Source organism: Enterobacter sp. DVT3837 (genome assembly GCF_056238685.1).
Window position 1 is genome coordinate 2,425,094 of record NZ_JBWDLA010000001.1, and the last position, 20,547, is coordinate 2,445,640.

22 protein-coding genes are annotated in these 20,547 nt (G+C 55.2%); 17 read left to right on the top strand and 5 right to left on the bottom strand.

What is annotated here, in order from left to right:
• Nucleotides 1–26: 26 nt before the first annotated feature.
• Nucleotides 27–389, bottom strand: coding sequence for a 6-carboxytetrahydropterin synthase QueD (gene queD / locus AC0XWG_RS11875; RefSeq protein ID WP_010434567.1), 363 nt, complete (start codon nucleotides 387–389; stop codon nucleotides 27–29).
• Nucleotides 390–695: 306 nt separating this feature from the next.
• Here queD and cysJ point away from each other — a divergent pair, with 306 nt between their 5' ends.
• The 3 genes from cysJ to cysH are packed head-to-tail and all read left to right on the top strand — an operon-like array spanning nucleotide 696 to nucleotide 4,963.
• Complete coding sequence (cysJ, locus tag AC0XWG_RS11880) at nucleotides 696–2,501, top strand: NADPH-dependent assimilatory sulfite reductase flavoprotein subunit (protein WP_128347321.1); 1,806 nt, start codon at nucleotides 696–698, stop codon at nucleotides 2,499–2,501.
• A complete protein-coding gene (gene cysI / locus AC0XWG_RS11885; RefSeq protein WP_049007375.1) occupies nucleotides 2,501–4,213 on the top strand; it encodes an assimilatory sulfite reductase (NADPH) hemoprotein subunit in 1,713 nt (570 codons plus the stop codon). Before cysJ ends, cysI begins: the two co-directional genes overlap by 1 nt.
• 15 nt (nucleotides 4,214–4,228) lie before the next feature.
• The gene (cysH, locus tag AC0XWG_RS11890; protein ID WP_049007376.1) at nucleotides 4,229–4,963 is read left to right on the top strand and encodes a phosphoadenosine phosphosulfate reductase; all 735 of its coding nucleotides are present in this window, start codon (nucleotides 4,229–4,231) and stop codon (nucleotides 4,961–4,963) included.
• A gap of 56 nt (nucleotides 4,964–5,019) precedes the next feature.
• Here the strand turns inward: cysH and AC0XWG_RS11895 are convergent, their stop codons facing one another.
• On the bottom strand, nucleotides 5,020–6,063 hold the full coding sequence (locus AC0XWG_RS11895; RefSeq protein ID WP_049007377.1) for an aminopeptidase: 1,044 nt from the start codon (nucleotides 6,061–6,063) through the stop codon (nucleotides 5,020–5,022).
• Between the two features lie 246 nt (nucleotides 6,064–6,309).
• On the opposite strand from AC0XWG_RS11895, the gene cysG reads away from it, so the two are divergent.
• From cysG to rpoS, 13 genes are all read left to right on the top strand, one after another.
• Nucleotides 6,310–7,659: a siroheme synthase CysG gene (gene cysG, locus AC0XWG_RS11900; protein ID WP_164881325.1), complete on the top strand. Its 1,350-nt coding sequence runs from the start codon at nucleotides 6,310–6,312 to the stop codon at nucleotides 7,657–7,659.
• Nucleotides 7,660–7,668: 9 nt separating this feature from the next.
• On the top strand, nucleotides 7,669–8,577 hold the full coding sequence (gene cysD, locus AC0XWG_RS11905) for a sulfate adenylyltransferase subunit CysD (protein ID WP_006811770.1): 909 nt from the start codon (nucleotides 7,669–7,671) through the stop codon (nucleotides 8,575–8,577).
• Nucleotides 8,578–8,586: 9 nt separating this feature from the next.
• Nucleotides 8,587–10,011, top strand: coding sequence for a sulfate adenylyltransferase subunit CysN (cysN, locus tag AC0XWG_RS11910; RefSeq protein WP_049007379.1), 1,425 nt, complete (start codon nucleotides 8,587–8,589; stop codon nucleotides 10,009–10,011).
• Nucleotides 10,011–10,616: an adenylyl-sulfate kinase gene (gene cysC / locus AC0XWG_RS11915; protein WP_049007380.1), complete on the top strand. Its 606-nt coding sequence runs from the start codon at nucleotides 10,011–10,013 to the stop codon at nucleotides 10,614–10,616. The genes cysN and cysC overlap by 1 nt, the downstream gene beginning before the upstream one ends.
• Nucleotides 10,617–10,674: 58 nt before the next feature.
• Nucleotides 10,675–11,001, top strand: coding sequence for a DUF3561 family protein (locus AC0XWG_RS11920; protein WP_028016864.1), 327 nt, complete (start codon nucleotides 10,675–10,677; stop codon nucleotides 10,999–11,001).
• A 165-nt stretch (nucleotides 11,002–11,166) separates the two neighbouring features.
• Nucleotides 11,167–11,478 (top strand): cell division protein FtsB, encoded by a 312-nt coding sequence (ftsB, locus tag AC0XWG_RS11925; RefSeq protein ID WP_008499609.1) that lies wholly within the window; start codon nucleotides 11,167–11,169, stop codon nucleotides 11,476–11,478.
• Between the two features lie 19 nt (nucleotides 11,479–11,497).
• Nucleotides 11,498–12,208, top strand: a complete 711-nt coding sequence (gene ispD / locus AC0XWG_RS11930) for a 2-C-methyl-D-erythritol 4-phosphate cytidylyltransferase (protein WP_128347324.1) — start codon at nucleotides 11,498–11,500, stop codon at nucleotides 12,206–12,208.
• Nucleotides 12,208–12,687, top strand: a complete 480-nt coding sequence (ispF, locus tag AC0XWG_RS11935) for a 2-C-methyl-D-erythritol 2,4-cyclodiphosphate synthase (RefSeq protein WP_114978621.1) — start codon at nucleotides 12,208–12,210, stop codon at nucleotides 12,685–12,687. Before ispD ends, ispF begins: the two co-directional genes overlap by 1 nt.
• Nucleotides 12,684–13,733, top strand: coding sequence for a tRNA pseudouridine(13) synthase TruD (gene truD / locus AC0XWG_RS11940; RefSeq protein WP_128347325.1), 1,050 nt, complete (start codon nucleotides 12,684–12,686; stop codon nucleotides 13,731–13,733). Before ispF ends, truD begins: the two co-directional genes overlap by 4 nt.
• Nucleotides 13,714–14,475: a 5'/3'-nucleotidase SurE gene (gene surE, locus AC0XWG_RS11945; RefSeq protein ID WP_028016860.1), complete on the top strand. Its 762-nt coding sequence runs from the start codon at nucleotides 13,714–13,716 to the stop codon at nucleotides 14,473–14,475. The genes truD and surE overlap by 20 nt, the downstream gene beginning before the upstream one ends.
• Entirely contained in the window at nucleotides 14,469–15,095 is a 627-nt protein-coding gene (locus AC0XWG_RS11950) for a protein-L-isoaspartate(D-aspartate) O-methyltransferase (RefSeq protein WP_023333224.1), read from the top strand. Before surE ends, AC0XWG_RS11950 begins: the two co-directional genes overlap by 7 nt.
• 116 nt (nucleotides 15,096–15,211) lie before the next feature.
• On the top strand, nucleotides 15,212–16,336 hold the full coding sequence (nlpD, locus tag AC0XWG_RS11955; RefSeq protein WP_028016859.1) for a murein hydrolase activator NlpD: 1,125 nt from the start codon (nucleotides 15,212–15,214) through the stop codon (nucleotides 16,334–16,336).
• Nucleotides 16,337–16,395: 59 nt separating this feature from the next.
• A complete protein-coding gene (gene rpoS / locus AC0XWG_RS11960) occupies nucleotides 16,396–17,388 on the top strand; it encodes an RNA polymerase sigma factor RpoS (protein WP_008499600.1) in 993 nt (330 codons plus the stop codon).
• Between the two features lie 53 nt (nucleotides 17,389–17,441).
• On the opposite strand, the gene AC0XWG_RS11965 is transcribed toward rpoS, so the two are convergent.
• On the bottom strand, nucleotides 17,442–17,819 hold the full coding sequence (locus AC0XWG_RS11965) for a DUF4440 domain-containing protein (protein WP_128347327.1): 378 nt from the start codon (nucleotides 17,817–17,819) through the stop codon (nucleotides 17,442–17,444).
• The gene (locus tag AC0XWG_RS11970; protein WP_128347328.1) at nucleotides 17,816–19,024 is read right to left on the bottom strand and encodes an MFS transporter; all 1,209 of its coding nucleotides are present in this window, start codon (nucleotides 19,022–19,024) and stop codon (nucleotides 17,816–17,818) included. Before AC0XWG_RS11970 ends, AC0XWG_RS11965 begins: the two co-directional genes overlap by 4 nt.
• 108 nt (nucleotides 19,025–19,132) lie before the next feature.
• Here AC0XWG_RS11970 and AC0XWG_RS11975 point away from each other — a divergent pair, with 108 nt between their 5' ends.
• The gene (locus AC0XWG_RS11975; protein ID WP_049007384.1) at nucleotides 19,133–20,020 is read left to right on the top strand and encodes a LysR family transcriptional regulator; all 888 of its coding nucleotides are present in this window, start codon (nucleotides 19,133–19,135) and stop codon (nucleotides 20,018–20,020) included.
• Here AC0XWG_RS11975 and AC0XWG_RS11980 read toward each other — a convergent pair.
• Entirely contained in the window at nucleotides 20,017–20,424 is a 408-nt protein-coding gene (locus AC0XWG_RS11980; RefSeq protein ID WP_028016855.1) for a MarR family winged helix-turn-helix transcriptional regulator, read from the bottom strand. The two genes, AC0XWG_RS11975 and AC0XWG_RS11980, sit on opposite strands and share 4 nt — an antisense overlap.
• Nucleotides 20,425–20,547 lie beyond the last annotated feature (123 nt).

The following is a 20,547-nucleotide window of genomic DNA, read 5'->3' on the forward strand; positions in this document are numbered from 1 at the left end:
AAAAGCCCGGTTTAACCGGGCTTTTTTTACTCGCCGCGATAGACGCAGCCGGCGGTGCAGGTCTCTTTAATCATCACTGCGCTCAGCAGCGGTACCAGCGGTTTCATCTGATCCCAGATCCATTTTGCCAGCACTTCGCTGGTCGGGTTTTCAAGGCCCGGAATATCATTCAGGTAATAGTGATCCAGACGATCGTAAGTTGGCTTAAATGCCGCTTTCAGCTCGGCAAAATCCATGATCCAACCGGTATGCGGATCGACTTCACCGGTGATCTCAAGACGCACCATAAACGAGTGCCCGTGCAGACGGCCACATTTATGTCCTTCAGGAACATGAGGAAGGTGGTGGGCGGCTTCGAAGGTGAAATCTTTAAACAGTGTGGTGGACATGATCGCTCTCAGTAATGCGGAAAAAACCGCCGCATAGTACCGGAAAGCACAATTTTTAGCATTAACTAAAACGGCTCTGAAGCCTGGACCGCAGGAAGTGGTCATTTTTTGTGATCTTTGTTGTGATATTTCAATCAGTTAATTAATCTGTTTTATCGTTAAGCATGATAACTAAAACAGGTTAGTCCATTTGGTTATTTATTATTTCCATCCCTTCTTTAATTGTTAGTATCCTCACCGTTAACCTTATCTTCAGTTTGGATTTATTCGCTTAAAGTCCGCTTGGCTACTGGAACATAACGACGCATGACGACACAGGCCCCACCTTCAAATTTGCTTCCCCTGAACCCGGAGCAACTGGCGCGCCTTCAGGCTGCCACCTCTGATTTTTCTCCCACTCAGCTTGCCTGGGTCTCCGGTTATTTCTGGGGAATGCTCAATCAGCAACCGGGCGCTGTGGCTGCCGCTCCGGCAACGGCCGTAGAAATTCCGGCCATTACGTTGATTTCCGCCTCGCAGACGGGCAATGCCCGCCGTGTGGCTGAAGCGCTGCGTGACGACCTGCTGGCTGCCAGACTGAACGTGAACCTGGTCAACGCCGGGGATTATAAATTTAAACAGATCGCGTCAGAAAAACTGCTGGTGGTTGTCGCCTCAACGCAGGGGGAAGGTGAGCCTGCTGAAGAAGCGGTGGCGCTGCATAAGTTCCTGTTCTCGAAAAAAGCGCCAAAACTGGACGGCACGGCTTTTGCGGTGTTTGGCCTGGGCGATACCTCTTATGAATTCTTCTGCCAGTCTGGTAAAGATTTCGACAGCAAACTGGCTGAACTGGGCGCAGAGCGTTTGCTGGATCGCGTTGACGCCGACGTGGAATACCAGACCGCCGCTGCTGAATGGCGTGCCCGCATCGTTGAGGTGCTGAAAGCGCGCGTCCCGAAAGAGACACAGGCACAGGCCGCGTTTACCGCGACGGGGGCCGTCAACGACATCCATACCAGCCCTTACACTAAAGAGGCTCCGCTGGCCGCGAGCCTGTCGGTTAATCAGAAAATTACCGGCCGTGATTCTGAAAAAGACGTGCGCCATATCGAAATCGATCTCGGTGACTCTGGCCTACGTTACCAGCCGGGCGATGCGCTGGGGATCTGGTATCAGAACGATCCTGCTCTGGTAAAAGAGCTGGTCGAACTGCTGTGGCTGAAAGGGGATGAGCCTGTCACTGTGGAAGGCAAAACGCAGCCGCTCTCTGAAGCGCTGCAGTGGCATTTCGAACTGACGGTGAATACCCCGAATATTGTAGAAAATTACGCTACCTTAACCCGCAGCGAATCGCTGCTGCCATTCGTGGGTGATAAGGCGAAGCTGCAGCATTACGCGGCGTCAACGCCAATTGTCGATATGGTGCGTTTCTCTCCGGCTCAGCTGGATGCCGATGCGCTGATCGGCCTGCTGCGTCCGCTGACCCCGCGTCTGTACTCCATCGCCTCTTCGCAGGCCGAAGTGGAGAGTGAAGTGCATGTTACCGTCGGCGTGGTGCGCTACGACATCGAAGGCCGCGCCCGCGCGGGTGGGGCATCAAGTTTCCTGGCGGATCGCGTGGAAGAAGAGGGCGAAGTGCGCGTCTTTATCGAGCACAACGACAACTTCCGCCTGCCTGCGCACCCGGAAACCCCGGTCATCATGATTGGCCCAGGCACCGGCATTGCGCCGTTCCGCGCCTTCATGCAGCAGCGCGCGGCAGATGAAGCGCCGGGTAAAAACTGGCTCTTCTTCGGCAACCCGCACTTTACGGAAGATTTCCTCTACCAGGTTGAGTGGCAGCGCTATGTTAAAGAGGGTGTACTGACCCGCATCGATCTGGCCTGGTCCCGCGACCAGAAAGAAAAAGTATACGTACAAGACAAACTGCGCGAACAGGGCGCAGAGCTGTGGCGCTGGATCAATGACGGTGCCCACATTTATGTCTGCGGCGACGCCAATCGCATGGCGAAAGACGTTGAGCAGGCACTGCTGGAAGTGATTGCCGAATTCGGCGGTATGGATGCCGAAACGGCAGATGAATATTTAAGTGAGCTGCGCGTTGAGCGCCGTTATCAGCGAGATGTCTACTAATGAGCGAAAAACATCCAGGGCCACTGGTGGTCGAAGGTAAACTGACAGACGCCGAGCGCATGAAGCTGGAAAGCAACTACCTGCGCGGCACCATTGCTGAAGATCTGAATGACGGTCTCACCGGCGGTTTCAAAGGCGACAACTTCCTGCTGATCCGTTTCCACGGTATGTACCAGCAGGACGATCGCGATATCCGCGCCGAGCGTGCTGAACAGAAGCTGGAGCCGCGTCACGCGATGCTGCTGCGCTGCCGCCTGCCGGGTGGGGTGATCACCACCAAACAGTGGCAGGCGATCGACAAGTTTGCCGGTGAAAACACGATTTATGGCAGCATCCGCCTGACTAACCGTCAGACCTTTCAGTTCCACGGTATTCTGAAGAAGAACGTGAAGCCGGTACACCAGATGCTGCACTCGGTTGGGCTGGACGCGCTGGCGACCGCCAACGACATGAACCGTAACGTGCTCTGCACCTCGAACCCGTATGAGTCCGAGCTGCACGCCGAAGCCTATGAGTGGGCGAAGAAGATCTCTGAGCATCTGCTGCCGCGCACGCGCGCTTATGCGGAGATCTGGCTCGATCAGGAAAAAGTCGCCACCACCGACGAAGAACCGATCCTTGGCCAGACCTATCTGCCGCGTAAGTTCAAAACCACGGTAGTGATCCCGCCGCAGAACGATATCGATCTGCACGCCAACGACATGAACTTCGTAGCGATTGCTGAAAACGGCAAGCTGGTGGGCTTTAACCTGCTGGTGGGCGGCGGCCTGTCCATCGAACACGGCAACAAGAAAACCTACGCCCGTACCGCCAGCGAGTTCGGCTTCCTGCCGCTTGAGCATACGCTGGCCGTGGCGGAAGCGGTGGTAACCACCCAGCGCGACTGGGGTAACCGTACAGACCGTAAAAACGCGAAAACCAAATACACCCTGGAGCGCGTGGGCGTTGAGACGTTTAAAGAAGAAGTAGAACGTCGCGCCGGCATTAAATTTGAGCCGATCCGCCCTTACGAATTCACCGGTCGCGGCGATCGCATTGGCTGGGTAAAAGGCATCGACAATAAATGGCACCTGACGCTGTTTATCGAAAACGGCCGTATTCTGGATTATCCGGGGCGTCCGCTGAAAACCGGTTTGCTGGAAATTGCGAAGGTCCACAAGGGTGAGTTCCGCATAACCGCCAACCAGAACCTGATCATTGCTGGTGTGCCTGAAAACCAGAAGGCGAAGATCGAGAAACTGGCGCGCGATCATGGGTTGATGAATGCGGTGAAACCGCAGCGCGAAAACTCGATGGCCTGCGTGTCATTCCCGACCTGTCCGCTGGCAATGGCCGAAGCGGAGCGTTTCCTGCCGTCATTCACTGACAAAGTAGAAGCGATTCTGGAAAAACACGGTATTCCGGACGAGCATATTGTTATGCGTATTACCGGCTGCCCGAACGGCTGCGGCCGCGCAATGCTGGCAGAGATGGGACTGGTGGGTAAAGCGCCAGGCCGTTACAACCTGCATCTTGGCGGCAACCGCATCGGTACGCGTATCCCACGGATGTACCGTGAAAACATTACTGAATCGGAGATCCTCGATTCGGTCGACGAACTGGTTGGGCGCTGGGCGAAAGAGCGTGAAGCGGGTGAAGGCTTCGGCGACTTTACGGTGCGTGCGGGCATCATTCGCCCGGTGCTCGACCCGGCCCGGGATTTCTGGGAGTAACAACGCGAGGTGATTATGTCCGTACTCGATCTAAACGCCCTGAACGATCTGCCAAAAGTCGAACGCATTCTGGCGCTCGCAGAAACCAACGCCCACCTGGAAAAGCTGGACGCCGAAGGGCGTGTGGTATGGGCGCTGGAAAACCTGCCGGGCGACTATGTGCTTTCGTCGAGCTTTGGTATTCAGGCGGCGGTCAGTTTGCATCTGGTGAATCAAATTCGTCCGGACATTCCGGTGATCCTCACCGATACCGGCTACCTGTTCCCGGAAACCTACCAGTTTATTGACGAGCTGACGGACAAGCTCAAGCTGAACCTGAAAGTTTACCGCGCGACGGAAAGCGCGGCCTGGCAGGAGGCGCGCTACGGTAAACTCTGGGAGCAGGGCGTTGAGGGCATTGAGAAATACAATGAGATCAACAAAGTTGAGCCGATGAACCGGGCGCTGAAAGAGCTTAATGCACAGACCTGGTTTGCAGGACTACGCCGCGAGCAGTCCGGCAGTCGCGCCACGCTACCCGTGCTGGCGGTTCAGCGTGGGGTGTTCAAAGTGCTGCCGATCATCGACTGGGATAACCGGACGGTGTATCAGTACCTGCAAAAGCACGGGTTGAAATACCATCCGCTGTGGGATCAGGGTTACCTGTCGGTGGGGGATACCCACACCACGCGTAAATGGGAACCGGGAATGGCAGAAGAAGAGACGCGATTCTTTGGCCTCAAGCGCGAGTGCGGACTGCACGAAGGGTGATCCCATTTCCTCCCTCTCCCTGTGGGAGAGGGTCGGGGTGAGGGCATCAGGCCGCACTAAGCCTTATTAGCTTTCGCCAGCTCCTTCACCAGCGGCAGCATCACCTTCACTACATCACGACTGCGGTGTTCAATCCGCTGCGGCAGTGCGCTATCAATGTGTTGCTGATTATCCAGCATCACGTTATGCCAGCTAATCCCGTCCGGGAAGGCTTTCGATTTAGCCCGCTGCTGATAGCCATCTTTCTTCCCCAGTGCCCAGTTAGTTGCTTCCACATACAGCACCGGAATACCCGCTTTATCGAACACCTCACCATCGTTACAGCAGCCTGTTCCTCGCGGATAATCAGGATTGCCGCCTGGGTTACTGGTGGCATAGACCCCATGGCTGCGGGCAATCGCCAATGCCCGGTCGCGCGTCAATTTTCGCACGGTACCCGGCGTACTTTGTCCGCTGTTGAAATAGAGCTTATCGCCGACGATCAGGTTATCGAGGTTGATCACCAGCAGGGTATTTTTCTTCTCTTTGGCGCTCATGCGCTTCAGGAGATTCTCAGCGCCGAGTTTGCCTTCTTCTTCACCACTGGTGGCAACGAAACGAATCCCGTATTTAGTCGGTATATCCTTCATTCGTTCTGCCAGTTCGAGCATCACGCCCAGACCTGCGGCGTTATCATCCATACCCTGCAGCGTCAGACCACCGAGATTGTTATCGGTATCGGTGTCGCTCATTGGGGCGTAGGTATCGAGGTGCGCCATAATAATGATCTGCTCATCCGCGCTACCTTCGTGAGCCGCAATAACCGTACTACCGGTCACGTTATGCCAGTTTTTGGTTTTATTGCGTGAGGTATAGATATAGCGGCTGTGAAACGTGCGGATATCGCTCTGGTAACCCATGTCGGCAAACTGCTGACGAATATAGTCTGCGGAGAGCATTTCCGCGGGGGAACCGGTCATGCGGCCAGGAAATACGGTGGCAATATGTCGCGCCTGCGTATTCGCGATTTCACCGTACGGTTGATTTTTTGCCTGAGCCGGAAGGATGAAGCAAACGCCGAGCGCCAGGGCAGCAATACGGTGGCGCGTTGCGGAAAACATAGTGAGTCCTTAAAAAACAGAGCAAAATTTTAACCCGCCTAGTATGAAACTGTGATCGTCCATACACAATTTGAATTGCTCTTAAATGCCCGAAATTTCGCGTGTTAAGCACTTTTTGATATTTGCTTTTTCATGGCGTTATTCCATTGAGTAACTACTCATTCCAATTCGTAATTTCATTCGGTCTAAGCCGCCCCCTATAGTCCCTTTATTCCTCGTTGTTAGTGAGTTGCTGCTGTGGACTATCTGCCCTTATTTGCTGCGATTAAAGATAAGCCGGTGCTGGTTGTTGGCACAGGTGAGATTGCCGATCGCAAAATCGTATTTCTGCAGCGCGCAGGGGCGCAGGTGCGGGTCGTTGCAGGGGCGGATTTCGACGAATCACAAATCGACAGCGTGGTGCTGGTGATTGCGGCAACGGAAGACCGCGAGCTGAACCGACGGATCTCAGATGCTGCTCAGGCGCGTTACCGTCTGGTGAACGTGGTGGACGATCAGCCTTTATGCTCCTTTATCTTCCCGTCGATTGTTGATCGCTCCCCGCTGCTGGTCGCTATCTCCTCCGGTGGTACCGCACCGGTGCTGGCGCGCGTATTGCGGGAAAAAATCGAAGCGCTGTTGCCAACCAGTCTCGGACGTATGGCAGAGAAAGCGAGCTACTGGCGCAATCATCTGAAAACCCGACTGACCAGCGTGACGGAACGTCGTCGCTTCTGGGAACGCGTGTTTCGCGGCCGCTTTGCCAGCCTGATGCATGCAGGCAATGAGACAGCGGCGCAGAAAATTCTTGAAGACGAACTGGATAACCCCGGCAGCACCGGCGGGGAGATCATTCTGGTAGGCGCAGGGCCGGGCGATGCAGGGCTCCTGACGCTGCGCGGCCTGCAGGTGCTGCAGGACGCGGACGTGGTGTTCTACGATCACCTGGTTACTGACGGCATACGCGAACTGATTCGCCGCGATGCCGAGCAAATCTGCGTCGGCAAACGGGCTGGAGAGCACTCGGTGCCGCAGCACGACACCAACCAGATGTTGGTTGCGGCCGCCAAAGCGGGCAAAACCGTGGTTCGCCTGAAAGGGGGAGATCCTTTCATTTTCGGTCGTGGCGGCGAAGAATTGCAGGCAGCAGCCGAAGCGGGGGTGCCGTTCCAGGTGGTTCCCGGCATCACGGCGGCTTCTGCGGTAACGGCATATGCCGGTATCCCGCTGACCCACCGCGATTACGCCCAGAGCGTCACCTTTGTGACGGGACATTACAAGGCGGACAGCACGCCGTTCGACTGGTCTCACCTCGCTCAAAGCCGACAGACGTTGGCTATCTATATGGGCACGATGAAGGCGGCGGACATCAGCGAACAACTTATTCAGCACGGTCGCGAGGCGAAGACACCTGTTGCCGTTATTTCTCGCGGTACGCGCGTCGATCAGCACGTTGCTATCGGCACCCTTGACGATCTTGCAACCCTGGCGAAAGACGCCCCTATGCCCGCCCTGATCGTGGTGGGGGAAGTGGTGCAGCTGCACAGCACGCTCGCCTGGTTTCAGCACACAACCGACACAGAAGGCTTTGGTTCTTCTGTTATAAATTTGGCTTAAGGAACGGTTATGGACCAAAAACGTCTTACTCACCTGCGGCAGCTCGAAGCGGAAAGTATCCATATTATCCGCGAAGTGGCCGCCGAGTTTTCTAACCCGGTGATGATGTATTCCATCGGCAAAGACTCCAGCGTCATGCTGCATCTGGCGCGTAAAGCGTTTTACCCGGGTACGCTACCGTTCCCGTTGCTGCATGTGGATACCGGCTGGAAATTCCGCGAAATGTACGAATTCCGCGACCGTACCGCCAAAGCCTATGGCTGCGAACTGCTGGTACATAAAAACCCGGAAGGTGTGGCGATGGGCATTAACCCGTTCGTGCACGGCAGCGCCAAACACACGGACATCATGAAAACCGAAGGGCTGAAGCAGGCGCTGAACAAATACGGTTTTGATGCGGCCTTCGGTGGCGCGCGTCGTGATGAGGAAAAATCCCGTGCGAAAGAGCGTATCTACTCTTTCCGTGACCGCTTCCACCGCTGGGACCCCAAAAACCAGCGCCCGGAGCTGTGGCACAACTACAACGGCCAGATCAACAAAGGCGAAAGCATTCGCGTCTTCCCGCTCTCCAACTGGACCGAGCTGGATATCTGGCAGTACATCTATCTGGAAAATATTGAGATCGTTCCGCTGTATCTGGCCGCTGAGCGTCCGGTACTGGAGCGCGACGGGATGCTGATGATGATCGACGACGATCGCATCGACCTGCAGCCAGGTGAAGTGATCAAAAAACAGATGGTGCGTTTCCGTACCCTCGGTTGCTGGCCATTGACCGGTGCGGTGGAATCCAGCGCACAGACGCTGCCGGAGATCATCGAAGAGATGCTGGTGTCGACCACCAGTGAGCGACAGGGGCGCGTGATTGACCGCGACCAGGCAGGCTCCATGGAGCTGAAGAAACGTCAGGGTTATTTCTAAGGAGCCGCCATGAACACGACCATTGCTCAACAAATTGCCAAAGAAGGCGGCGTAGAAGCTTATCTGCACGCGCAACAACATAAGAGCTTGCTGCGCTTTCTGACCTGCGGCAGCGTGGATGACGGGAAAAGCACCCTGATTGGCCGTCTGCTGCACGACACGCGTCAGATTTACGAAGATCAGCTCTCTTCCCTGCATAACGACAGCAAACGTCACGGCACCCAGGGTGAAAAACTCGATCTGGCCCTGCTGGTGGATGGCCTGCAGGCGGAGCGCGAGCAGGGCATCACCATTGATGTGGCTTATCGTTACTTCTCTACCGAGAAGCGCAAATTTATTATCGCCGACACCCCGGGGCACGAGCAGTACACCCGTAACATGGCGACAGGTGCCTCCACCTGCGATCTGGCGATCCTGCTGATCGACGCCCGTAAAGGCGTGCTCGATCAAACCCGTCGTCACAGTTTTATTTCCACGCTGCTGGGGATCAAGCACCTGGTGGTGGCGATCAATAAAATGGATCTGGTGAATTTCAGCGAAGAAAAATTCGATGAGATCCGCCAGAGCTACCTGACCTTTGCCGAACAGCTGCCAGGTAACCTGGACATTCGTTTTGTGCCGCTCTCGGCGCTGGAAGGCGACAACGTCGCGTCCCAGAGCACGAACATGCCGTGGTACAGCGGCCCGACGCTGCTGGAAGTGCTGGAAACCGTTCAAATTCAGCGCGTGGTTGATACCCAACCGATGCGTTTCCCGGTGCAGTACGTGAATCGTCCGAACCTCGATTTCCGTGGTTTTTCAGGCACTATTGCATCAGGTTCTGTGAAAGTGGGTCAGCGCGTCAAAGTGCTGCCATCTGGCGTAGAATCGGCTATTGCCCGTATTGTCACTTTTGACGGTGACCTGCCGGAGGCGGGAGCCGGTGAAGCGGTGACGCTGGTGCTGAAAGATGAGATTGATATCAGCCGCGGTGACCTGCTGGTGGATGCGCACGAAACGCTGACGGCGGTACAGGGCGCGTCCGTGGATGTGGTGTGGATGGCCGAACAGCCGCTGACCGCTGGGCAAAGCTACGACATTAAAATTGCGGGCAAGAAAACCCGCGCCCGCGTGGACGGTATTCAGTTCCAGGTAGATATCAACAATCTGACCCAGCGTGACGTCACCGAGCTGCCGCTGAACGGCATCGGCCTGGTCGATCTGACCTTCGACGAGCCACTGGTGCTGGATCCGTATCAGCAAAACCCGGTCACGGGCGGGCTGATCTTTATCGACCGTCTGACTAACGTCACCGTCGGTGCCGGGATGGTGCGCGAGCCTAACGAACAGGCCGCCGTGGCGTCTGAGTTCAGCGCCTTCGAGCTGGAACTGAATGCGCTGGTGCGTAAACACTTCCCGCACTGGGGTGCACGCGATCTGCTGGGAGGGAAGTAATGGCTGCTCATGATGAGAACGTCGTCTGGCATCCTCATCCGGTCACTGTCGCTCAGCGTGAGCAACTCCACGGTCACCGTGGGGTTGTGCTGTGGTTTACCGGGCTGTCGGGTTCCGGTAAATCCACGGTAGCGGGGGCGCTGGAAGAGGCGCTGTATCAGCAAGGCGTGAGCACATACCTGCTGGATGGGGACAACGTGCGCCATGGTCTGTGCAACGATTTGGGCTTCAGCGACGAAGACCGTAAAGAGAATATCCGTCGGGTAGGGGAAGTGGCGAGCCTGATGGCGGATGCCGGGCTGGTGGTCCTTACTGCGTTCATCTCTCCGCACCGGGCAGAGCGCCAGATGGTGCGTGAGCGCGTTGGGCAGGATCGCTTTATCGAAGTGTTTGTCGATACGCCGCTGGAGATTTGTGAAGCGCGCGATCCGAAAGGGCTGTACAAGAAAGCGCGTGCGGGTGAACTGCGAAATTTCACGGGAATAGACGCAGTATACGAAGCGCCTGAATCGCCTGAAATTCACCTGGAAGGTCAACAATTGGTAACAAATTTAGTAAGCCAATTATTAGACCTCCTCAGACGGGACGATATTATCAGATCCTGAGACGGTATCGTTTGGGCGCTATTTACCCGAGCGATGAGTCATGGTCACAGGATTAGCTATGCGCAACAGTGAAAACTACATCATTACCACCGGGTCGGAGCCGATAGCGACCGACGACGAGACGACCTGGTCATTTCCTGGGGCCATCGTCGGCTTCGTCTCGTGGTTACTGGCGCTGGGTATCCCGTTTCTCATTTACGGCGGTAATACGCTGTTCTTCTTTCTCTACACCTGGCCATTCTTCCTGGCGCTGATGCCCGTCGCGGTTGTCGTCGGCATTGCGTTGCATTCGCTACTCAATGGCAAACTCCTTTACAGTGCCGTGGTCACGATTGTGACGGTGGTCCTGATGTTTGGACTGTTATTTTTGTGGCTCATGGGCTAACTTCAGCCATAATTCAAACCGTAACCAACTGTGTGACGATATTGTGCAGGGCGATTCTGCGGAAAAAATGTGGTACATTTGCCCGCGATGTTGCGGCATCTCTGTACCCCCGGCGTAGTGCCCTGGGGCGTTTTGGGATGATGATGCCGTTTTTCAGGGGGCAGGATGGGTAAACTAACGCTGCTGTTGCTGGCTTTGCTGATCTGGCTGCAATACTCGCTGTGGTTCGGTAAGAACGGACTGCACGACTATAGCCGGGTGAGCGATGACGTTGCGGCTCAGCAGGCAACAAACGCCAAACTTAAGGCGCGAAACGATCAACTCTTTGCTGAAATTGATGACCTCAATGGCGGGCAAGAGGCGATTGAGGAACGCGCACGCAATGAACTCAGTATGACTAAGCCGGGCGAAACTTTTTATCGTCTGGTTCCGGATGCGTCTAAACGCAATCAGGGCTCAGCACAAAACAATCGATAATCAGGCCCAGGATTACGACATGGCAGTAACTTTTTCGGACGTATGCGCCGTGGTGCCGGCCGCAGGTTTTGGCCGGCGCATGCAGACAGAATGTCCCAAGCAATACCTCTCAATTGGCGATAAAACGATCCTCGAACATGCTGTGGCGGCGCTGCTGGCGCATCCACGTGTGAAGCGTGTGATCATCGCTATCAGCCCGGGCGATGCGCGCTTCGCGCAGTTACCGCTGGCAAATCATCCGCAGATTACCGTTGTCGATGGCGGTGCCGAGCGCGCCGATTCCGTGCTGGCGGGCATTCGGGCCGCCGGGGATGCCCGGTGGGTGCTGGTGCATGATGCCGCGCGTCCATGCCTGCATCAGGACGATCTCGCGCGCCTGCTGGCCCTGAGCGAAACAAGCAAGGTTGGCGGGATTCTCGCCGCGCCGGTGCGTGACACCATGAAACGCGCTGAGCCGGGTAAACGGGCTATCGCTCACACCGTTGATCGCGTCGATTTATGGCACGCGTTGACGCCACAATTTTTCCCCCGCGAATTACTCCATGACTGCTTAACGCGTGCGCTTAAAGAAGGTGCGACCATTACGGACGAAGCCTCAGCGCTGGAGTATTGCGGTTTTCACCCTGAGCTTGTTGAAGGACGTGCTGATAATATAAAAGTGACGCGCCCTGAAGATTTACAGCTCGCGGAATTTTATCTTACCCGTTCGACCCATCAGGAGAAGGCATAATGCGAATTGGACACGGTTTTGATGTACACGCCTTTGGCGGAGAAGGCCCAATTATCATTGGCGGCGTACGTATTCCTTATGAAAAAGGGTTGCTGGCGCATTCTGATGGCGACGTGGCATTACATGCATTAACCGATGCATTGCTCGGTGCTGCTGCGCTGGGTGATATTGGCAAGCTTTTTCCTGACACGGATCCGGCCTTCAAAGGTGCGGATAGCCGTGCGTTGCTGCGTGAAGCCTGGCGTCGTATTCAGGCCAAAGGTTACACCCTGGGCAACGTCGATGTGACGATCATCGCTCAGGCACCAAAAATGTTGCCGCACATTCCTCAGATGCGCGTGTTTATTGCTGAAGATCTGGGTTGCCATATGGATGACGTCAATGTCAAAGCAACCACCACGGAGAAACTGGGCTTTACCGGCCGTGGCGAAGGGATTGCCTGTGAAGCCGTGGCGCTGCTGGTGAAGGCGAACGCATGACAGACTTCGATAACCTGACATACCTGCACGGTAAACCGCAGGGGAACGGGGTGCTGAAAGCCAGCCCCGAAGATTTCCTCGTAGTCGAGGATCTGGGGTTCGCGCCCGATGGCGAAGGCGAACATATCCTGGTGCGCATTCTGAAAAATGGCTGCAATACCCGCTTTGTGGCCGATGCGCTGGCAAAATTCCTCAAAATTCATGCTCGTGAAGTGAGTTTTGCCGGCCAGAAAGATAAACACGCCGTCACTGAACAGTGGCTATGCGCACGCGTTCCCGGCAATACGATGCCTGATTTAAGCAAATTTGAGCTTGAAGGCTGTAAGGTACTGGAGTACGCCCGCCATAAACGCAAATTGCGTCTGGGCGCCTTGAAAGGTAACGATTTTACGCTGGTGCTACGCGAAATCACAAACCGCGATGACGTCGAGAAGCGTTTGGCTGCTATCAACGCCGATGGCGTGCCTAACTACTTTGGCGCTCAGCGCTTTGGTATTGGCGGCAGCAACCTGCAGGGTGCGCTGCGCTGGGCACAAAGTGATGCGCCCGTCCGTGACAGGAATAAACGCAGTTTTTGGTTGTCTGCGGCGCGTAGTGCGTTGTTTAATCAGATTGTGAGCGAAAGGCTGAAAAAACCGGACGCGAATCAAGTTGTTGTTGGCGATGCGCTACAATTAGCGGGACGCGGAAGCTGGTTTGTGGCAACGGCCGAAGAAATGGCCGATGTTCAGTCGCGCGTGGATGCCAAAACGCTGATGATTACCGCCGCGTTGCTCGGTACGGGCGAGTGGGGGACGCAGGGCGATGCGCTGGCTGCGGAGCAGTCTGCCGTTGCGAATGCACAAGAATTACAATCATTGCTGGTGCGGGAAAAAGTCGAAGCAGCACGCCGCGCGATGCTGCTCTATCCGCAGCAGTTAAGCTGGAACTGGTGGGATGACGTAACCGTCGAGTTACGCTTCTGGCTACCGGCAGGTAGCTTTGCCACCAGTGTTGTCAGGGAACTTATCAACACATCGGGTGATTATGCGAATATTGCTGAGTAACGATGACGGGATCCACGCGCCGGGCATTCAGACCCTGGCGAAACACCTTCGCGAATTTGCGGATGTGCAGGTCGTGGCCCCCGATCGTAACCGCAGTGGAGCGTCCAACTCACTGACGCTGGAGTCGTCGCTTCGCACTTTTACCTTTGAAAATGGCGATATTGCCGTGCAGATGGGCACGCCGACAGACTGCGTATTTCTGGGCGTGAACGCGTTAATGCGACCGCGCCCGGATATCGTCGTCTCGGGTATTAACGCCGGCCCAAATCTCGGCGATGACGTGATTTACTCCGGTACCGTGGCAGCCGCAATGGAAGGACGACATCTGGGGTTCCCTGCCCTGGCGGTCTCGTTAAACGGTCACACGCATTACGACACCGCAGCCGTGGTGACCTGCTCGATCCTGCGCGCGCTCAGCCGTGAGCCGCTACGTACCGGGCGCATCCTCAATATCAACGTGCCGGATCTCCCGCTGAATGAAATTAAAGGCATTCGCGTCACGCGATGCGGAAGCCGGCACCCGGCCGATCAGGTGATCCCGCAGCAGGATCCACGTGGGAATACGCTTTACTGGATCGGTCCTCCCGGCGATAAGTGCGATGCGGGTCCTGATACCGACTTTGCCGCCGTGGATGAAGGCTATGTTTCGGTTACACCGCTGCACGTAGATTTAACCGCGTATAGCGCGCATGATGTGGTGTCGGGCTGGCTGGATCGCGCAGGAGTGAACGCGCAATGGTAAACAAACGTGTACAAACTCTTCTGGAACAACTACGCGCGCAGGGGATCCGCGACGAGCACGTGCTTGAGGCGCTCGCTCAGGTTCCGCGTGAGAAATTTGTAGACGAGGCGTTTGAACACAAAGCGTGGGAAAACGTGGCGCTGCCTATCGGGCAGGGCCAGACGATTTCGCAGCCCTACATGGTGGCGCGCATGACGGAGCTTCTGGAGCTGACTCCCGACTCCCGTGTACTGGAAATTGGCACCGGATCGGGGTATCAAACCGCCATCCTGGCGCATCTGGTTCATCATGTGTGCTCCGTTGAGCGTATTAAAGGTTTGCAGTGGCAGGCGCGTCGTCGCCTGAAACAACTTGATTTACATAATGTTTCGACACGACACGGTGATGGATGGCAGGGTTGGAAGGCTCGCGCCCCGTTTGACGCTATCATCGTGACGGCGGCCCCGCCTGAAATTCCTGCAGCCCTGTTGTCGCAACTGGATGAGGGGGGCATTCTTGTTTTGCCTGTCGGGGACGAGCAGCAGCTTTTGAAGCGCGTTCGTCGACGTGGCGGCGAGTTTATTATCGACACCGTGGAAGCCGTGCGTTTTGTGCCTCTGGTAAAGGGGGAGTTGGCCTGAGACTCGGAATTATCCAGGGTTATTAAGGCAAATTCAGCGTATGGTGTGGCGCGAAAGAGTCGTGCCTTCACGGTAAATTTTAAGTCACTGGTAGTTAACACATTCCTGGGGGATAAATGAGCGCGGGAAGCCCTAAATTCACCATCAGCCGTGTTGCGGCATTATCACTGGTTTCGCTTTGGCTGGCAGGCTGTACAAGTTCTAACAACGCGCCTGCGCCCGTCAGTTCCGTCGGCGGAAACAGCGGCTCCGGTAGCACGTCCAGCGGAATGTTGATCACGCCGCCACCTAAAATGGGTACTGCTGCGCCGCAGCAAACACCACAAATTCAGCCTGTGCAACATCCTGTTACACAGCCAATGCAGGTTCAGCCAGTTGAACAACCTGTCCAGACCCAAAATGGCCGCATAGTTTATAACCGTCAGTATGGGAACATTCCTAAAGGCAGCTATACCGGCGGCAGTACCTATACCGTGAAACGCGGGGATACGCTGTTCTACATTGCGTGGATTACCGGGAACGATTTCCGTGACCTCGCCCAGCGTAACAACGTTCAGGCGCCGTATGGACTGGAAGTGGGCCAAACGCTTCAGGTTGGCAACGCCACAGGCAAGCCACTTACGCCAGGTAACACCGTTTCTGCGGCCGATGTGACTGCACAAAATAACAGCGTTAAGCCTGCACAAAAATCCACCACAGTGGTTGCTTCACAACCTGTAATTACGTATTCTGAGGATTCAGGTGATCAGACTGCTAACAAAATGTTGCCGAATAATAAAGGGACTGCGACTGTTGTCACAGCACCCGTGACGGCACCTGTGGTTAGCTCTACTGAACCGACTGCCAGCAGTATGACGTCCAGTTCGCCAATTTCTACATGGCGCTGGCCAACTGACGGCAAGGTTATCGAAAACTTCTCTTCCTCCGAAGGTGGAAATAAAGGGATCGATATCGCAGGGAGTAAGGGACAGGCTATCATCGCGACCGCAGATGGACGTGTTGTATATGCCGGTAACGCTCTGCGCGGTTACGGTAATCTTATTATCATCAAACATAACGATGATTACCTGAGTGCCTACGCCCATAACGACACAATGCTGGTCCGGGAACAACAAGAAGTTAAGGCGGGGCAAAAAATCGCTACTATGGGTAGCACCGGAACCAGTTCTACACGCTTGCATTTTGAAATTCGTTACAAGGGGAAATCCGTAAACCCGCTGCAGTACTTGCCGCAGCGATAATTTGACGGGGCATGCCAGCCAGGGTGTCTCGTTCAGGGATCACGGGTAGGAGCCACCTTATGAGTCAGAATACGCTGAAAGTTCATGATTTAAATGAAGACGCGGAATTTGATGAGAACGGAGTAGAGGCTTTTGACGAAAAAGCCTTAGTAGAAGAGGAACCCAGTGATAACGATTTGGCTGAAGAAGAGCTGTTATCGCAGGGTGCCACACAGCGTGTACTGGACGCGACTCAGCTTTACCTTGGGGAGATTGGTTACTCCCCACTGTTAACGGCCGAAGAAGAAGTCTATTTCGCACGTCGTGCTTTGCGTGGTGATGTTGCCTCGCGTCGTCGCATGATTGAAAGTAACTTGCGACTGGTCGTGAAAATTGCTCGCCGTTACGGCAATCGTGGTCTGGCTCTGCTGGATCTGATTGAAGAGGGCAACTTAGGCCTCATCCGCGCAGTTGAGAAGTTTGACCCGGAACGCGGGTTCCGTTTCTCAACCTACGCGACCTGGTGGATTCGTCAGACCATCGAACGGGCTATTATGAACCAGACCCGTACGATCCGCCTGCCGATTCACATCGTCAAAGAGTTGAACGTTTATCTGCGTACCGCGCGCGAGTTGTCCCATAAACTGGACCACGAGCCAAGCGCAGAAGAAATTGCCGAACAACTCGACAAACCGGTTGATGACGTAAGCCGTATGCTGCGTCTCAACGAGCGCATTACCTCGGTTGACACCCCGCTGGGTGGCGACTCCGAAAAAGCGCTGCTGGACATCCTGGCCGATGAAAAAGACAACGGTCCGGAAGACACCACGCAGGACGATGACATGAAACAGAGCATCGTCAAATGGCTGTTCGAACTGAACGCCAAACAGCGTGAAGTGCTGGCGCGTCGTTTCGGTTTACTGGGGTATGAAGCTGCAACACTGGAAGACGTCGGCCGCGAAATTGGCCTGACCCGTGAACGTGTTCGTCAGATTCAGGTTGAAGGTCTGCGCCGCCTGCGTGAAATCCTGCAGGGGCAAGGTCTGAATATCGAAGCGCTGTTCCGCGAATAAGCAACCTTTCGTCAAAAAAAGGCCCGTCGTGAGACGGGCCTTTTTCTTTTTTTCTACGGCTGTGCTGTTTCGTGCAGCAAACGCCACGCGATCAAATCACCTTCCAGATTAAGCAGGGCGGTTGACCAGCGCACGTTGACCGGGTGATCGGGACGAGTTTGCGTCTCCCGGTAGTGAAGCACCGCTCCGTGGCTCCATGTCTGTCGAGTTGTTAATTCATCGACGACGATCTTCAGTCCGGGACGGCTTCCGCGCTGTTTTTCCAGAAAGCTGACAAGACCGTCATAGTCGATATGGGTCCCCCCAGGCGGGACCATCAAAAAATCAGGCCGGAAACGGGCGAGCAGTGCGTCAATATCACCTTCGCCATTACCTAACCAGCTTTCGAGCGCAATGTGGAGGTCGATAATCTCTTGTTCGAAAAGCGTCATGAATTCTCCTGTCGCAGCTGTGTTAGCACCTGCTTATTGTTAAGACGAAAAGCATACAGTACAGGCAATAAGGTGATGCCTGCGGCAAAAATAAACATCCCGTGCCACGCGGCGAGAGGTGTCAGATATATCTGGGCCAGGTTCAGCATCTGTGCCAGTAGCAGGGCTCCGGCAAAAAAGCTCAACTGGCGATTAAGATTCCACAGGGCGCTGGCATCCGGCATCTCTTCCCGGCGCGTCGTCAAAAAAGCACTACTCTGAGCCGTGCTGCTGCAAAGACTGCCTCCTGCTCCCATCAATACAAACGCAACGGTGGGTAACAGCGCTGTTGTGGCTGAGTTGACGTTGAGCAACAGCAAAATGCCCAGCGCCTGCAGCAGGCAACCCGTGACAATAAGTGGCCGAGGGCCGATGCGGTTAAAATAGCGGCCCGTCGCTGTGATCGCCATGAATGATGCCAGAGACCATGGCAGCATGAGCATTCCCGTTTCGGCAGGCGTCATGTTCGCTTCGTTCTGAAGATAAAACATACCTGTTACGTTCACCCCAATAAACATGCCGGGTACACATAAATAGACCAGCATGGAAAAACGCAGAAGTGGGTTCATCAGCAAAGGCAGATTTAACAGCCTGGTCGCTTTCATCGGTGGCATTTCGTGTTTCAGCCACAGGGAGGCCAACATAAACGTCACCACCGCAACGGGAAGGGTGGCAAAAAATATCCACCGCCAGCTTAGCATCTGCACCAGAACTCCCCCGATTGCAGGCGAGCAAGCGGGAGCAAGCAACGCCACCAGCATGACCGCTGAAGAAAGTCTGGCACGCTCGTGGGGCTTATACTGTTGCCAGGTCAGTGCTTGTCCGACGGGGATCAATAAGCCTCCTCCCACTCCCTGCAGTACTCGCCAGGCAATCAGGCTTCCCAGTGAGGAAGACAAGCCTGCGGCAACAGAGGTTGCGCTGAACAGTAAAAGCGAGAGCAGGATGACGCGCTTTGGCCCGATGCAGCGTGTCAGCACGGTGCTAAAAGGGATCACCAGCGTCAACCCGGCAATATACCCGTTACTGACCCAGGCAAGTGCTGAAGGCGTAGCGTTAAACGTGTGCGCTATTGCCGGAAAGGCGACACTGGCAATAAACATGTTGATCAAATCAAGAAAAAAGCCCAGTAGATAAACAACGGCGACTTTGCTGCGATACGTCATGGCGGTTCCTCCCGTGAGGTGGCGTATCGTAGCGGCCCGGGAGGTACGGATAAATGCGACAAAGCGAGATATACTGTCAAACACATTTTGACAGTAAAAAAAGTGACGATGATTAATTTACAGCGGACGGCGATGTTTGTAGCGGTAGCTGATACCGGCAGTTTCACTGCGGCAGCCGACGCAATGGGGCTGACAAAAGCCGTGGTTAGCTTCAATATCCGCCAGCTCGAAGCTGAGCTGGGCGTCACCCTGTTGCTGCGTTCCACCCGACGTCTGACCTTAACCGAGGCCGGTGCGCTTTTTCATCAACGCAGCGTCGCGCTTCTGAAGGATGCAGAGCAATTGCAGGACGATGTACGCGCGAATCATGGGGGGCTCACGGGGGAATTGCGGATCACGACCACACCGGAGTATGGCTCAAGGGTCGTGGTTCCTTTGCTGGCCAGGTTTAGCCAGCAGCATCCTGATCTTCGCGTAAGACATGTTTCGTCGTCGCTGCATGCCGACCTAATTTCAGAGCGCTTTGATGTCGCCATCCGGCTGGGGACGCTCGCCGACTCGCGCTATCACGCAGCTGCGATCTCGCACTTCTCCATCCTGCCCGTCGCGACGCCCGAGTGGCTGGCGAAAAATCCAATTGAATCGCTGGAACATCTGGCACAAGCTGACTGGCTCGTTCACGAGCGTCTGACCTCGCCGTTGCACTGGCAGGTAAAAGATGCCAGCGGGGCATCAGAGACGCTGGAGATTAAAAAAGCACCGCGTTTGTTTGCGGACAGTGCGCAGGCGCTAATGGCCTTTGCACTTGCAGGAAGTGGTGTGGCGTTACTACCGGAATGGCTGGTGCGTGAGGCACTGGATGCGCGAAATCTGGTGTCGGTTTTACCGGGATACACCTTTGCGAAGCAGGGCATCTACGCGGTTTATCCTGATGCCCGGCATGTACCCGCAAAAGTGCGTAGCTTTATCGATTTTATGCGCACCAGCGTGAATTAATCGTGCATCATCTTTTTGATGAGCGCAGAGAACTGCTCCCGCTCGGCCTTGTTTAGACGTCCTAAAAACGCCTCATCCACCTCATTGCCAACCGGTTTACAGCCTGCAAGCAGGGCTTCTCCTTCTGGCGTCAGGAAGACAAACCGGCGGCGCTTATCCGCAGGATCGAGTTCACGTTTGACCAGCCCGCGCGCCTCCATGCGGCTTAGCATTTCTGCCAGCGTCGCTTTTGTGCTAACCGCGACTTCGGTCAATGCCACCTGTTCAATGCCAGGATGCTCGGCAATTGAGCGCATGACCGCATACTGCGGCTTGGTCAGTTCCGGCAAGGCGTGCTGCCACTGCGCGGTATGCTGTTGAAAAAGCTGACGTAACAGGTGGAACGCCTCTTTTCTTAGTTCCATGAACACTCCGACGGAAAAAATCTCCCACTATGATAGCCGCTATTGCTCCGGATTTTAACGCGGCATTTTTTAGCGATTCGTGTGATCGTGTACGAACGATCTTGTCAGGAAAATGGTTCGGGA

What these genes read in the sequence shown, in the direction of transcription:
- queD (WP_010434567.1), bottom strand. Translation starts at nt 389, where the DNA reads ATGTCCACCACACTGTTTAAAGATTTCACCTTCGAAGCCGCCCACCAC.
- cysJ (WP_128347321.1), top strand. Translation starts at nt 696, where the DNA reads ATGACGACACAGGCCCCACCTTCAAATTTGCTTCCCCTGAACCCGGAG.
- cysI (WP_049007375.1), top strand. Translation starts at nt 2,501, where the DNA reads ATGAGCGAAAAACATCCAGGGCCACTGGTGGTCGAAGGTAAACTGACA.
- cysH (WP_049007376.1), top strand. Translation starts at nt 4,229, where the DNA reads ATGTCCGTACTCGATCTAAACGCCCTGAACGATCTGCCAAAAGTCGAA.
- AC0XWG_RS11895 (WP_049007377.1), bottom strand. Translation starts at nt 6,063, where the DNA reads ATGTTTTCCGCAACGCGCCACCGTATTGCTGCCCTGGCGCTCGGCGTT.
- cysD (WP_006811770.1), top strand. Translation starts at nt 7,669, where the DNA reads ATGGACCAAAAACGTCTTACTCACCTGCGGCAGCTCGAAGCGGAAAGT.
- cysN (WP_049007379.1), top strand. Translation starts at nt 8,587, where the DNA reads ATGAACACGACCATTGCTCAACAAATTGCCAAAGAAGGCGGCGTAGAA.
- cysC (WP_049007380.1), top strand. Translation starts at nt 10,011, where the DNA reads ATGGCTGCTCATGATGAGAACGTCGTCTGGCATCCTCATCCGGTCACT.
- AC0XWG_RS11920 (WP_028016864.1), top strand. Translation starts at nt 10,675, where the DNA reads ATGCGCAACAGTGAAAACTACATCATTACCACCGGGTCGGAGCCGATA.
- ftsB (WP_008499609.1), top strand. Translation starts at nt 11,167, where the DNA reads ATGGGTAAACTAACGCTGCTGTTGCTGGCTTTGCTGATCTGGCTGCAA.
- ispD (WP_128347324.1), top strand. Translation starts at nt 11,498, where the DNA reads ATGGCAGTAACTTTTTCGGACGTATGCGCCGTGGTGCCGGCCGCAGGT.
- ispF (WP_114978621.1), top strand. Translation starts at nt 12,208, where the DNA reads ATGCGAATTGGACACGGTTTTGATGTACACGCCTTTGGCGGAGAAGGC.
- truD (WP_128347325.1), top strand. Translation starts at nt 12,684, where the DNA reads ATGACAGACTTCGATAACCTGACATACCTGCACGGTAAACCGCAGGGG.
- surE (WP_028016860.1), top strand. Translation starts at nt 13,714, where the DNA reads ATGCGAATATTGCTGAGTAACGATGACGGGATCCACGCGCCGGGCATT.
- AC0XWG_RS11950 (WP_023333224.1), top strand. Translation starts at nt 14,469, where the DNA reads ATGGTAAACAAACGTGTACAAACTCTTCTGGAACAACTACGCGCGCAG.
- nlpD (WP_028016859.1), top strand. Translation starts at nt 15,212, where the DNA reads ATGAGCGCGGGAAGCCCTAAATTCACCATCAGCCGTGTTGCGGCATTA.
- rpoS (WP_008499600.1), top strand. Translation starts at nt 16,396, where the DNA reads ATGAGTCAGAATACGCTGAAAGTTCATGATTTAAATGAAGACGCGGAA.
- AC0XWG_RS11965 (WP_128347327.1), bottom strand. Translation starts at nt 17,819, where the DNA reads ATGACGCTTTTCGAACAAGAGATTATCGACCTCCACATTGCGCTCGAA.
- AC0XWG_RS11970 (WP_128347328.1), bottom strand. Translation starts at nt 19,024, where the DNA reads ATGACGTATCGCAGCAAAGTCGCCGTTGTTTATCTACTGGGCTTTTTT.
- AC0XWG_RS11975 (WP_049007384.1), top strand. Translation starts at nt 19,133, where the DNA reads ATGATTAATTTACAGCGGACGGCGATGTTTGTAGCGGTAGCTGATACC.
- AC0XWG_RS11980 (WP_028016855.1), bottom strand. Translation starts at nt 20,424, where the DNA reads ATGGAACTAAGAAAAGAGGCGTTCCACCTGTTACGTCAGCTTTTTCAA.